Source organism: Pseudoalteromonas qingdaonensis (assembly GCF_038739665.1).
GTDB lineage: Bacteria > Pseudomonadota > Gammaproteobacteria > Enterobacterales > Alteromonadaceae > Pseudoalteromonas > Pseudoalteromonas qingdaonensis.
Genome location: NZ_JBCGCU010000003.1, coordinates 150,762 through 163,234, shown reverse-complemented (window position 1 = coordinate 163,234; position 12,473 = coordinate 150,762). Strand labels below are relative to the sequence as shown.

Sequence of the window (12,473 nt, the reverse complement as noted above, 5' to 3'; positions counted from 1 at the left end):
AGAACACACAACCAGGCGCTACACTTTAGCGCCTGACCTCTCTTACCTCAGCACTGCTGATGCTTGCCCGCTCCCTGTATTGCCACCAGCTGCCCGTTATTGTCAAAAGACAAGGCCAACAAGGTGCCGGATTGCAAACGCACTCCAGGGCGCTCTACCCGCTTCAACAGTTCAGAGCTCAAGGCGATCAACACCTGTTGCCGACAATCGGCCAACAACCAATCGCCTTTATTTTGCACTAAACGCACTAAACGAACCGGCTCCGTTTCACTGCCAAGCGCATAGGCCTGGTGTTGCACCCGCAGCTGATTTGCCAGCTGCAGCTCGGCCTGCTCTATGCTGCCCAGTTGCGCCGGTACCGTGTCGCTGATGCGCATGCGTTGCTCGCCATCGGCGATATCAAAGATTTCCATGCGCGTATAACTCTCAACGCTATACAGGGGCGCATGCTCTTGCTTTGCCGCCTGCCAGGTTACCGACACCAGGGTAAATAAGGCCACACAGGCCATCAGCCACTGACCCTGATGCCACCAGCTACGGCGATTACGGGGGCTCGAATCGAGGGCCGACAACAAGGCTTTTTTCTCCTGTGCCTGCAGGGCGCTTTGTTGTTTTTGCTGTTGCTGCCATTGGGCCAGTTTGTCTGATCCGCGGTTTGCCATTACTGTGCTCCTTTGACCATGGTGGCGGCGATTTTTGCGCGTGCATAGCGCAATCGGGTTTTTACACTCTCTTGGGCGCTGGCGGTGATCTGGGCAATTTCCTGCAAACTAAAACCCTCGAGTTGCAAGGTTAAGGCCTCGCGTTGTAAGTGCGGCAAATCTGCTATCGCCGCTGTTAATTGCTGCTCGGTAGCGGCCATGATCAGTCCCTCTATATGCTGGGCGTCGAGGTGCAAATTAGGCTCTTGCAGACATTCTTCTACCGGTAGATGACGCTTTTGCCTGCGGGCATAATCAATCACCTGATTGCGGGCCAGGCTAAATAACCAGGCCTTAAAACTGCCCTGCTGTTGCACACTAAAGCGCTGTGGCTGGGCCAACCAGCGCAACCACACCTCATGCAATAAATCGAGCGCCAATTGCCGCCGCGTGTGACTATCCTCACTTAAGGACACTAACTGGGCCTGCAAAAAATACAGTACATCGTCGCTTAGCCTGAGCACCAAGACATCCCGTGCCTTGGCGCTGTCGGCGGCCAGTTGCGCCAATTGCTCGTCACTATAGTGGCTATAGTTTGGCGACAGGGGCGCAAATATCCGTGTGGCAACCGCTTTTAGCATCTTCACTCCTTAAATCGGCGCCACCCTAGGCTCAAATCCAGGGTGGCGCCCTAGGCGACTAATTTTGCAAGTTAAAGTCTAATCTTACCTGTTGATTGGGCTGGCTCCTAGCCACACCCTCCACAACCTTAGGGCTAAACTTCCATTTACTCAGCGCCTTAAGGGCCTCACGATCAAAAATCCGCTTGGGCTCGGCGCTAATTACCTTAGCATTGATAACCTGACCGGTTGGGGAAATATCATAGCTCAGTATGACATAACCTTCGATCCCCTCACGGGCGGCGGTCGCTGGGTATTGCGGCGGTACCCGCACCAAGGGCATGGCGGTATCGCGAGACATGGATGAAAATTCCCCCAAGTCCGACATCTCGGTGCCCATATCCGGCAATGTCGGCGCTAACGTCAGCACCTCACCACCTGGGTCGGCAACCAGGCTTGGCCTTGATTCTGGCCTTGGCTCAACCTTAGGTGGCACCGGCTTGGCTTTTTTGATCACCTTGGTGTGCTTGGGCGGCTCCATGATTTCCACAATGACATCGTCAAACACCTCAATGGGCGCACGTTGCTCTGCGGTCAACAGCGACACCATAAAGCTAAAGGTCGCCAAAGTGATCGCCGCAGCGGCTAAGGCAAAGGCAACCGCCTTAAAACCTGGTGCAATCAGATTATGGCTGGGCTCAAAACCCGGTTCGTATGTACCACTCTGGTGAGCGCCCTGAGTAATATTCAATGTATTTTCCATGCTCTTTCCCCTTAAAAACTGACACCCTGACAAGTAAGGTGCTTACTAAGAAAACGCATGGGGGTATAAAAAGGGGTGAAAATATTTTTAAGAATGTTTTAGGAGAGATGCTGGTAACTCACCCTAGACTTCATTCTTGTATAGCTAGTTGCAAGCAGAAGAAGATGCTAGCCAAAGAAGAGCAAAAACTGCTTAAAGTGATAAACAGTTCATATGCTTTAAGCCGTGGTCAAAAGTGTCATCGCTCGTATGGCTTTTTCCCTTTCAGAGAATTGCTCGTAATCTATTTAAGCCGATATATCGTTGGATTCTGACCAGATGCGCAGCTCGTCTAATATGTGCAATGCTGAACGGCCGAACTCGGTCAACTCGTAGGTCACCGCTATCGGACGCGTATTGATAACCTTGCGTAATACCATGCCCTGGGCTTCGAGCTCCTTGAGCCGCTGATCGATTATTTTCTTACTGGCACCGCCGAGCATCCGGGTTAAATCATTGAATCGTACCGGTTCATCCTTCAGATGATAAATAATCGAGCCCGTCCACTTGCCCCCGATCAGCCGCATCCCTTTTTCAATGGAGCAGGGTTCCATACAGGCATTTAAAACTTTTTTTCGTCCTTTACTATCTGTTTTTACGACACTTTCCAAAATAATTCCTCTGCTTCCAGGGTGGTTACCAAAAGTATACTAATTGAATCTAGTTCACAGGTAACTATTATAAACCACATACATTGATATGAACACCTTAGTCCAAATCAACTCCTGGAGTGATACCTATGAAAAATGTCTTAATCATTAACGCGCACCAATACTACCCCTTTTCTGAAGGCAAGCTAAACGCGGCCCTGGTGGATAAGGCCATTACCCAGCTTGAGGGTAAAGGCTATCAAACACGTGTCGTCACCATGGAACAAGAATTCGACGTAGAGAAAGAGCTGGAAAATCACCAATGGGCAGATTTCATCTTGCTGCAAACGCCAATCAACTGGATGGGGGTCCCTTGGTCTTTCAAAAAGTATATGGATGAAATTTACACCGCGGGCATGGGCGGCGCCTTATGTAACGGTGATGGTCGCCACGAAAGTAACCCCAAGGCCAACTACGGCAGAGGGGGGACCTTAAGCGATACCAAGTACATGATGTCGTTAACCTTCAACGCCCCGGCAGAGTCCTTTGATAACACTAGCGAGTTTTTCGACGGCAAAAGCATCGATGATCTGCTTTTCCCTATGCACATGAACTTCAAGTTCTTCGGTATGACGCCGATGCCGACCTTTGCCTGCTTCGATGTAATGAAGAATGCCGATGTCGAAAGTGATTTCACGCGCTTTGAAAACCATCTGAACAGCCACTTTTAAGGAGTCATTATGTCTGGCGAATCTATCTATACCAATAAACTACATCCTGGCAGCGGGTTTCCAACCATGTCCGCTACGCTTTTAGACGGCAAACAGGTAACTCTTGGCAAACCGGCAAACGAAGCCGACTGGCAACTGGTGGTTGTTTACCGCGGCCGCCACTGCCCTCTTTGTACTCGCTACCTGAATAACCTGGAGCAGTTTAAAGATGAGCTACTCAATACGGGTGTCGATATCATCGCCGTATCCGGCGACAGCAAAGCGCAATTACAGGATCACCTGGTCCAGCTGGATGTCTCTTTCCCCCTTGCCTATGGCCTGACCCTAGAGCAGATGGAAGAACTCGGTGTATATATTTCAGATCCCCGTTCACCGCAGGAGACGGATCATTCGTTTGCCGAGCCAGCGCTGTTTGTCATCAATGCAGAGGGAAAAATTCAGGTGGTGGATATTTCTAATAACCCCTTTGTCAGGCCCGAGCTATCGGCTCTGGTAAGCGGGCTCAAATGGATCCGCGATCCGCAAAATAACTACCCAATCCGAGGCATGCACAGATAACAGGAAAAATTATGAACACAGGAAAACTACTTATGCTGGGCTTGGTGAGCGCTTTGATGTGTTCATCGTACGCCCTTGGCAAAGAGGCAGAACACGCACACATCGCCTCGCCGGATAAGTACGAGGTCTTGCTGGACAACGACCAAGTACTGGTTTTACGCATGACCTTACGCCCGGGTGAGCACGACCTTTGGCACAAGCACAACGCCGAGACGGTGTATTTCGAGCGCGGCGGTAAAGCCCGTATAAAAACTGCGGACGGCAAGCAGCTTGCGCTTGAGATTCCCGATGGCCACACCATGTGGCACGACCAATGGGAGCACCAAGTATTTAATCTCGGTGAGACTACCATCATGGCTATTATCGTTGAGCGAAAATGATATGCCCCTGACCAAAAACTACTTAAAGACGATATCAACTGATTGAGGAGAGAAGATGTTTACCTATTACGAACCGGATACGGCTCCCGAAGAGTCTAAGCCCCTGATGCAAGAATCCCTGGCCAGCTTCGGTATGCTACCTAATTTGCATAAGGTGCTGGCGGAAGCGCCGATCACTTACAGGGCCTATAACGAGACTTTTTCATCGTTTATGCAAGCAAGCAGCCTGTCACCGCTGGAGCAGCAGGTGGTCTTTATGACCGCCAACTTCGAGAATAACTGCCACTATTGCGTACCGGGCCATACCTGGATGATGAAATCGGCCCAAATGCCTGATGATGTGGTAGAAGCGCTCAGAGAGGGAACGCCCCTGCCCGATGCAAGGTTACAGGCCCTTCGCGATTTTACCAAAGCGCTCTTGGATAGCAACGGCCATATCGGCGATGAAAGGTTGGCCCAGTTCCTTAGCGCCGGATATACCAAGCGTCAGGCACTGGAAGTACTAACCGGGCTGGCGGCCAAGCTTATTTCTAACTTTACCAACGCCCTGGCCCACACAGAGGTTGATGAACCGATGAAACCCTTTAGCTGGACACATCCGTCCTTGCGGTAGGAGGTCTTCATCATGTTATCGACCCTTTCTTAATCCAATAATCACCATGCCACATAAATAGTTTGGCGATAGGGGCGCAAATTAATCACACTCTGGACAATTCATATCCTTTTTCGCGCCCCATCATTTATTGGTTTTTACAAAAGATGTCTGTAATTAACCTTAGATCTTATTCGAGTAAGGTTGCACGCATAAGCCGACGGTAATTCCCTTTCTTCTTTTAACTGATACTGATGGCCTTAGCATTGGGCGTTGTGAATTCAAGACGCTTATTCAACCTGAGCCCTGACTTAGCATCGGTCTGCAGCCAATTTTTTATCTATTTCGATGACGTCTGGTCGAATAAAGGAGCCAAGCATACGTCCAAACAAACTTTTGTACATTGCCTGAACTTCTTCTTTAGTAACATTGCCACCAAATATCATCATCTCCAGTCGTTCACCTGGCTCTTTGACAATATACCCCGAGGAAACAAATCCATTTTTTTCATAAAAGGCCTTTCGTTTCAGCCTCTGCAGGTAGTTTTCTGCTTGTTCGTTAAGTTCTTCAATATTCAGTACAATTCGTTTTTGGGAATACATTGCTTTCAATGACTCCATAACCTTGCTGCCATAACCACCTGAGCGGCGCGCTTGCGATATGGCAAAGAAATGAACAAATACAATGTCTTTATATTCTGTAAGGTAAATAAGGCCAATCCAGGAGTCATACTGGTATAGAACGAAAAAACCCGCCTTACCTTTTCTCATTATGTATCGAAGAATACATGATGGAACGCGTCGAACTCCTGGAAAAGCCTCTTTATATAACTCGATAACATTCGAATAGTTAAGGTCATATTTTGACAGCGGTCGGAAATCTATACTCATATGCAGTACTCACAGCGCCGTGCTAAACGGCAAGTTTAGGCTTGCTAATAATGCGACTAAGGAGGTCGAGCAAGCCCTAAACAAGTCCTTGTTGCGTTAGCGGCTCGTTAGACATGCTGAAGCCGTCGCTCTAAATTTTCAATTAATGACTAAGGCGTGTTGATCTTTCGTGACTAGTTTTTGAGCGGCATGGTAAAGGGTTATAATTTGCTTCGCCAAAAGTAAAAAAACAACTCAATACCATGCCGAGACTAATGCTAACTGATAAGCGGTGGCAAAAGCTACTTCAACTAATGAAGAGCACAGGCCGCATTTACAATAAACCAGAACACAGAATGACGTTTGAAGGGATACTCTTTCGGCTGAGAACAGGAATTCCGTGGCGTGATTTACCCACAGAATTTGGCAGTTGGAGCGCCGTTTATCGCCGCTTCAATTTGTGGTCGAAGAAAGGTTTATTGAATATGTTATTCAATGAGTTAGCCAAACTATCTGATTACGACTGGGTCTTTGCAGATGGCTCGATTGTCAAAGCTCATCAGCATAGCACCGGTGCGGCTACTGCGGATAATGAGTGCATTGGAAAGAGCCGAGGTGGTAACTCCACAAAAATCCATTTAGCCGTGGATAGTGGTGGGCTTCCCATTTATTTTGAACTATCAGAAGGCCAGAGACATGACATAGCTCGGGCTCAAAGTTTGGTTGACCATCTAAAGGAAGTAAACATTTTCGTGGGCGACAAAGGGTACGATAGTGATGCATTGAGAAAATATATTGAAGCCAAAGGAGGCGCTTCTGTCATACCCAAACGAAATTATGGCCAAGATATAGACAAAGACAGTGTCGATTGGTGTCTTTATAAATATAGGCACTTAGTTGAAAATGCATTCGCACGAATAAAACATTATCGTTCAATATCAACTAGATATGAAAAGCTCGCGAGAAATTATGCCAGTATGGTGTCGCTGGCATTTTCAATGATGTGGCTGCCGATGTATTGCTGAGTGAAATATGTACAGCAAAGATCAACAGGCCCTAGCACCCGCTATTTGCCCGTGAACCCCCTTCTTATTTTAGTTCTTTGATCATTGATAGCAGATTGAGCAAGCACTGACCAGCATTGAGCTGTTACTAAAGTTGTCAGTAACTCACTAGACAAAAAGCCCCGTTTCTAGCATGAGCCTTCTTAGGGGAGGTTTACATACAGTCCACTCGGACGCTCACTACCTCCATAAGAGGTGGTTTAAGACTGACAACTAAAAAGCCCGCTCAGTGCGGGCTTAGCTTTATAGAACGAAACTTAGTAATTTAAATGTTCTTGGCAATCAAGTCTGATTTCAACAAGCCACCTTTGGTAAAGAGTTTTGCTGAAAATTTAGGGTTTCTTCTCGACTTGTAAGCATCTAAAATTCGTTTCAGGCCCTCAGCCTCTAAAAGGGATATATTTACTTCCGTATCCATTTCTGCGCTTTCTACAAAGTCATCTGAGAATGTTGGAGCAACGATTAATACCTGTGCGACGCGCTTTCCTGCTGACTCACAACGATTTGCATACGCCTTTACTTGTCTAGAAGTTGTTGAGTACTTGGCGAAGTCTCCATTTTTACACGTTTTAGCCTCACCTACGATGACGTCGTCTTCACTCAACGAAATCAGAACGTCCGCTTTATCTTTTGAGGTGTTTACGGCTCTTCTTAAATCTTCATCAACTGCAAGCCCCAATTGCTCAAAGATGGCTTTGGTCACCTCTTCAAACTTAACTCCTATTTCTGATTCTGCGATGTCAATATTACTATTCTTTAAGGATGCTAAATCCCTGCGAGCTAGCGCACCGTAGTTATCTATGAGTTTGTCTGTAGCATCTGCAAAACTATTTAAAATATTAAGGCGCAAATTGCCGCGCTTCTTGATTCCCATGCTGTCGACAACGCTTTTTACTTCTTCATTCGTGAGCATATATAGAATGTCATAAGGTGTGATGCTGAGCGCTCGTAGCTTTTCAACGTCTAACTCTTCTTGTTCTTCTAGCTCAAACTCGTGCTTGAGTACTTTTGAAAGCATCGGAAAATGGTTTTGAAGTGCTGAAAAAAGCTCCTTAAACCCAGTTGCGCTGAGCACATTAAACTCACTCTCTGCGCAGTTATTAAGTGAGTTTAATATAATTTCGGTTCTTTCTTCGAGAGTGGCTCCAAGCTTATCCAAGTCTAACTCTAAATCCTGAATAAGCCCTTTTAGCCTGTCTTTGCGCTCGTTGATTGTCACTTCATCGTTAAATAAATCACGCTGTAAAATTTGAGTCACTGGGACACCCAGTTTCATGATGTTCGAGACTTTTTCTTTTCGCTCCACACCGCGAATTTTCTTCCTGTGGTTCTTGAGGATGTTCGACAACTCAGCATCGCTGAACGTTCGAAGAATTCTTAAAAGATGTTTATCAGCAAGCTCTTTGCCTTGTATGCGGTGCAATAAGCTAACAATTTCATCAGGAACATATACGGTTTGCCTTTTCCTGCTGATAAATACCAAGCCTATTTCTCTAAGCTCATTTAAGGCGTCTTGCACGCCGTTCTTAGGGATTTTGTCTACCAGGTGCTCAATTCCAGCTTGATCGTCAGCAGTTACGTCTAGCTGCTTCGCTAAAACATTTAAAATACCGCGCTCATCATCGGTAATTTTCGCCTCTCGATTTATTCTTTGGTCATTCGAGTGCGCTTCACTAAAGCACGCGAAGTAAATACCTAACCGCTTACTATTACCAAATGACTCATCATCACTAACTTCCTCAATCTCTGCTTGTAACTCTTTCGCGCGGCGGTTAATAACATCCCACTCTTTTGAATATAGTGACTCTACCCAGGTTGCTCTGGCAATACTGTTTCCATCTCGACTTAGTATATTAGTCAAGAGAGTTGCTTGAGCTCCTAACATAGCAAGCTGCTCTCTCACAGCTTTCTCGAAGTAAGGAAGGATAATTTTGAATAATTGGGTTATATCGGTACTAGAAGCATTTTTAATTTGTCCATCCAGCTTGTTTAACTGAGCTTCAATCTTTTTATCATGCCTAACAGCATCACCGCAGATTCGGTCAATCGCGTTAATGAACTTTGATTTTTCAACTTGGTTTACTAAAGATAAAACGCTAGAGAGTCTCATAGAACATCCTTGTTATTTATACACTTTTACTTGGCAAAGCTGATACTAAACATAGACCTCGATCTGAGGTTGTTACAAGTAATTGATACACAAAACATCAACTAGTGCTCTTTGATGACTTATCCCTAATATCCACTCTATTATCTTATTCGATTGAAATAACCTTTCGGCTAACTCTGTCGCTTTTATAAAAGTGTACGTTTAGTGCTCTTGCTCCTAAAACAAGGAGGGCTTTTTGCTCAAAAAGCCAACCCACTTTTTTAATTTTTAGCTCACCCATATCCTATTTAAGTTTTTTAATATTCAGCCAGGTAACATTATCCTTCATTGGCTAGGCAGGTATTCGCTAACATGCAAGGAATATAGAAACGCAAGCAATCTACAATCAGATTTAGAGTGGTCTTAACTAAAAAGCGCGAAGAAATTGACTAAGCAAATCGCAGAGGTTTAACACTTAAGGTTAATTTTTACTGAAAAGTTGTCGTTTGAAGTATAAGTTGACATAGTACACTCCCTACTTCTCAGCTCTATATAGATGTTATGGAAGTATAAGCTGACATAAATTTGAAGTAAAAGATGACAAAAAGTTCCTTAATTTCCTAATATTGACCCTCGCATGTCCCTTTTGTGCATTTTCAGTCGTTCGGCTAATGCGTCATACAACTAATTAAACAATCAGACGTTCACACCAACTCATTTTTGGACAAAAACACGTTAGAGTATTTATTCGGTAACGCCTCATTAAGAGGAAATTTATAGTTGGCTAAAATGTTGAGCGCAGTGAAAACAGCCAACTGTAAATTTTCCTGCTTTAATGACTTGTTAGTGTTCTTTTGGAAACTGCTCTAAAGCTACATTATATGCTTTAGACATAAAATCAAAAACTAAGTCTGCACAATTGATACAGCCTTCTACGTTTAAATAAACAATGTCATCTTCAATAGTGACACCATCGACTTGAGCTGCAAATGACTCAATAACTTTTCTTTTCCCAAAACCGTCTAGGCATGAACTATTGTGGACAATACAGTTTCTCACTTCGATTAAACCAGTAAGTAATTGCTTTGATGAGTTATCACTGACAGTGGCAAAACCACAGACCTTTGTTGAATAAGTTATAAATCGCTCTAAAGCCGAACCTTTAAGTTCATTCCACTTTAGTGTTTGCCCTGTGGTTTCTTTAAGAATTCCACAGTAAACCTTAAACTGCTCGTCTAAAGTAATAAGCAATGAAACAATAAAGCTTTTTCGAGTGATATCAGGAAAAATGTCAGCTATAAGTCCGTTTTCATGCTCTGGAAAATCAATATCTTCAGTTTTAGCTAAAACCAATTTGAGGTCTTGGATTATGCAATCCAAGTCAACAAGGTTTCCGAAAAATTTATAATAATGCGCCAAACTCGATTCCTTCACCGTTGAACACTAACAATTTAATATCGAGCGATTGGGTCGTTTTTCTGCCGCAACCTGTCTCGTTTTTGTCCTTAGACCATTGATAGCAAATTTAGGAAGTACTTACCAGCATTGAAGTTACGTTACATTGCTCTAAACGTGGATTGGACATAAACGAGTTAATTACTAAATTAGAATTTAGCTAATTACCTTACTCACATATTCACTACAATTGGTAACGTTTATCTGGAAGTTAGACCTCTTAGGAGGGCTTTTTCGCACATATACGTTAAGTAATTTACATTGTACTGCTTCAATCATAGCTTGACACTGTTTGTACAACTGGGAAATATTGAACTAAAACATAAAATTAGGGCTTTACCGATGAATGTTTGTACACGCTATAAATGCGACACCTGCGAAACTTTGATTGATTGCCGTATTGGCTTTTCCAACCGAGATGTTCAACCTCTCCAGTTTGCATGCCCCGAATGTGGAGATACACCTCGCCAAAAACAACAAGCAAGGGGTAGAAAAATTTTCTACCCCTTTATCTTATTCGTAGTCTGAAGCGTAAGTATCTTCATAAGAGTGGGAATAAAACTCAAATAGGTTGCCAAATGGGTCTTCTAGATAAACCATTTGCGCTTGCTTTAGTTCATCTTCAGGATGGTAACGGTGGATATCCATGCGAACTTTGCCACCATACTCTTCAACACGTTTAATCGCTGTATCAAACTGCTCCTTTGGCAACTGTAAACAGAAATGGAAGATACCAAGGCGCGAGAAATCAACGTTGTGACGCTCTTCACGGTCATTCATTTCAAACAACTCAACACCGATCCCATCAGTAGTTACTAAGTGAGCTATATTGAAACCTTTGAAGCCTTCACCGAATACCGCAATACACATGCGACCGATTGCTGATTCTCGCTCTTCTATAACCTTGGTGTTATTCATTACAACTCTAAGACCTAGCGCTTTTGTATAGAACTCAACCGCTTTGTCCATATCGCCAACCATAATACCAACATGATTCATTTTCATAATTTTCTCCAAACTTTTTCAATAACCTTTCGATTTGGTAAGTGAATTCTATAGCTGGCATTTGATTATATGAAATTATCAATTATTATTATTTTAATAATTCTTTGTTATGGAGTGATTTGTGTTAAATCCAGTTTGGTTAGAAACATTTATTACCCTTGTTGATACAGGGCACTTTACACAAACCGCAGAAAAGCTTCATATGACTCAACCCGGAGTTAGCCAGCATATCAACAAACTCGAAGAGGCGTGCGGGTATAATTTAATTAAAAGAGAGAAGAAATCATTTGCAATTACTGAGCAAGGTCGATTGGTGTACAACCATGCAAAAGCCTTAATAAGGGATGAAAAGTTTCTCTTTGAGCAACTAAGCTTTGACGACCCTTTATCAGGAGAATGCACCTTAGCATGCTCTGGTTCAGTGGCATTATTGCTTTACCCAAAGTTATTACAACTTCAAAATCGACACCCCAACATTCACATTAATATTAAAGCAGCGCCAAATCATCAAATTTTGGCTGACATTAAAAACGGGCATATTGACCAGGGAATTGTGACCGATATACCCAATGAAAGTTTCTTTGATTTTGAAGAACTTGGTCAAGAAGAGCTGTGCTTGATTTTACCCCTAAAGGCTAATGCTAATAATAGCTGGGAGCAATTACTTTTAGATTTAGGGCTAATCAATCATCCCGATGCAGAGCATTATTTGTCCTTGTATTTTAAGCAATCAAAAGAACAAGAATTAACGCAACTTGATGTTAGCAAAATTCCTGTCATCGGTTCAATTAACCAAATTAGCCAAATCTTAGAGCCAATCGCTCAAGGTATTGGCTTTACCGTATTACCAAAAAGTGCCGTTGACAGCTTTCATAGCCCTGAACGTTTAAAGGTTTTGAAGCCTAAACAGCCCGTAATGGAAAGTTTATATTTGGTCTGTAAAAAAAACAGAGCATTACCCGCTCGTTATAACGCCTTTAATTCAATCATTCGGCAGACATGGGCTTAGGTCTGCTACTCGCTCTCAGCCAAAGTTGGTTCAGTTGGTTCAGTTGCTTCTACTGCTGAACAATTCAA

General features: G+C 43.9%; 14 protein-coding genes. 6 read left to right on the top strand and 8 right to left on the bottom strand.

What is annotated here, in order from left to right; translation table 11 throughout:
- Nucleotides 1–47 precede the first annotated feature (47 nt).
- The 4 genes from WCN91_RS04405 to WCN91_RS04390 all read right to left on the bottom strand — a co-directional run bounded on the left by WCN91_RS04405 (nucleotide 48) and on the right by WCN91_RS04390 (nucleotide 2,674).
- Nucleotides 48–662 carry a hypothetical protein gene (locus WCN91_RS04405; RefSeq protein WP_342676678.1) on the bottom strand — a complete coding sequence of 205 codons (615 nt, stop codon included), beginning with the start codon at nucleotides 660–662 and terminating at the stop codon, nucleotides 48–50.
- On the bottom strand, nucleotides 662–1,282 hold the full coding sequence (locus WCN91_RS04400) for an RNA polymerase sigma factor (RefSeq protein ID WP_105254735.1): 621 nt from the start codon (nucleotides 1,280–1,282) through the stop codon (nucleotides 662–664). Before WCN91_RS04400 ends, WCN91_RS04405 begins: the two co-directional genes overlap by 1 nt.
- Nucleotides 1,283–1,340: 58 nt before the next feature.
- Nucleotides 1,341–2,024, bottom strand: a complete 684-nt coding sequence (locus WCN91_RS04395) for an energy transducer TonB (RefSeq protein ID WP_342676674.1) — start codon at nucleotides 2,022–2,024, stop codon at nucleotides 1,341–1,343.
- A gap of 287 nt (nucleotides 2,025–2,311) precedes the next feature.
- Nucleotides 2,312–2,674 (bottom strand): winged helix-turn-helix transcriptional regulator, encoded by a 363-nt coding sequence (locus WCN91_RS04390; RefSeq protein ID WP_342676672.1) that lies wholly within the window; start codon nucleotides 2,672–2,674, stop codon nucleotides 2,312–2,314.
- Nucleotides 2,675–2,802: 128 nt separating this feature from the next.
- Between WCN91_RS04390 and WCN91_RS04385 the strand changes: the two genes are divergently transcribed.
- Genes WCN91_RS04385 through WCN91_RS04370 form a run of 4 tightly spaced genes read left to right on the top strand, consistent with a single transcriptional unit; the run spans nucleotide 2,803 to nucleotide 4,935 of the window.
- Nucleotides 2,803–3,384, top strand: a complete 582-nt coding sequence (locus tag WCN91_RS04385) for an NAD(P)H-dependent oxidoreductase (RefSeq protein WP_342676670.1) — start codon at nucleotides 2,803–2,805, stop codon at nucleotides 3,382–3,384.
- A 9-nt stretch (nucleotides 3,385–3,393) separates the two neighbouring features.
- Nucleotides 3,394–3,942, top strand: a complete 549-nt coding sequence (locus WCN91_RS04380; RefSeq protein WP_105190777.1) for a peroxiredoxin family protein — start codon at nucleotides 3,394–3,396, stop codon at nucleotides 3,940–3,942.
- Between the two features lie 11 nt (nucleotides 3,943–3,953).
- Complete coding sequence (locus WCN91_RS04375; RefSeq protein ID WP_105190778.1) at nucleotides 3,954–4,322, top strand: cupin domain-containing protein; 369 nt, start codon at nucleotides 3,954–3,956, stop codon at nucleotides 4,320–4,322.
- A gap of 55 nt (nucleotides 4,323–4,377) precedes the next feature.
- Complete coding sequence (locus WCN91_RS04370) at nucleotides 4,378–4,935, top strand: carboxymuconolactone decarboxylase family protein (protein WP_105190779.1); 558 nt, start codon at nucleotides 4,378–4,380, stop codon at nucleotides 4,933–4,935.
- Between the two features lie 290 nt (nucleotides 4,936–5,225).
- Here the strand turns inward: WCN91_RS04370 and WCN91_RS04365 are convergent, their stop codons facing one another.
- Nucleotides 5,226–5,804 carry a GNAT family N-acetyltransferase gene (locus WCN91_RS04365; RefSeq protein ID WP_342676665.1) on the bottom strand — a complete coding sequence of 193 codons (579 nt, stop codon included), beginning with the start codon at nucleotides 5,802–5,804 and terminating at the stop codon, nucleotides 5,226–5,228.
- A gap of 242 nt (nucleotides 5,805–6,046) precedes the next feature.
- Between WCN91_RS04365 and WCN91_RS04360 the strand changes: the two genes are divergently transcribed.
- On the top strand, nucleotides 6,047–6,808 hold the full coding sequence (locus WCN91_RS04360) for an IS5 family transposase (protein ID WP_342676664.1): 762 nt from the start codon (nucleotides 6,047–6,049) through the stop codon (nucleotides 6,806–6,808).
- Nucleotides 6,809–7,112: 304 nt separating this feature from the next.
- On the opposite strand, the gene WCN91_RS04355 is transcribed toward WCN91_RS04360, so the two are convergent.
- The 3 genes from WCN91_RS04355 to WCN91_RS04345 form a co-directional block, all read right to left on the bottom strand.
- Nucleotides 7,113–8,957: a hypothetical protein gene (locus WCN91_RS04355; RefSeq protein ID WP_342676663.1), complete on the bottom strand. Its 1,845-nt coding sequence runs from the start codon at nucleotides 8,955–8,957 to the stop codon at nucleotides 7,113–7,115.
- Between the two features lie 822 nt (nucleotides 8,958–9,779).
- On the bottom strand, nucleotides 9,780–10,355 hold the full coding sequence (locus WCN91_RS04350; protein ID WP_342676661.1) for a hypothetical protein: 576 nt from the start codon (nucleotides 10,353–10,355) through the stop codon (nucleotides 9,780–9,782).
- Between the two features lie 549 nt (nucleotides 10,356–10,904).
- Nucleotides 10,905–11,396 carry a VOC family protein gene (locus tag WCN91_RS04345; RefSeq protein ID WP_342676659.1) on the bottom strand — a complete coding sequence of 164 codons (492 nt, stop codon included), beginning with the start codon at nucleotides 11,394–11,396 and terminating at the stop codon, nucleotides 10,905–10,907.
- 121 nt (nucleotides 11,397–11,517) lie between these two features.
- Between WCN91_RS04345 and WCN91_RS04340 the strand changes: the two genes are divergently transcribed.
- Complete coding sequence (locus WCN91_RS04340; RefSeq protein WP_342676657.1) at nucleotides 11,518–12,405, top strand: LysR family transcriptional regulator; 888 nt, start codon at nucleotides 11,518–11,520, stop codon at nucleotides 12,403–12,405.
- Nucleotides 12,406–12,473: the final 68 nt, after the last annotated feature.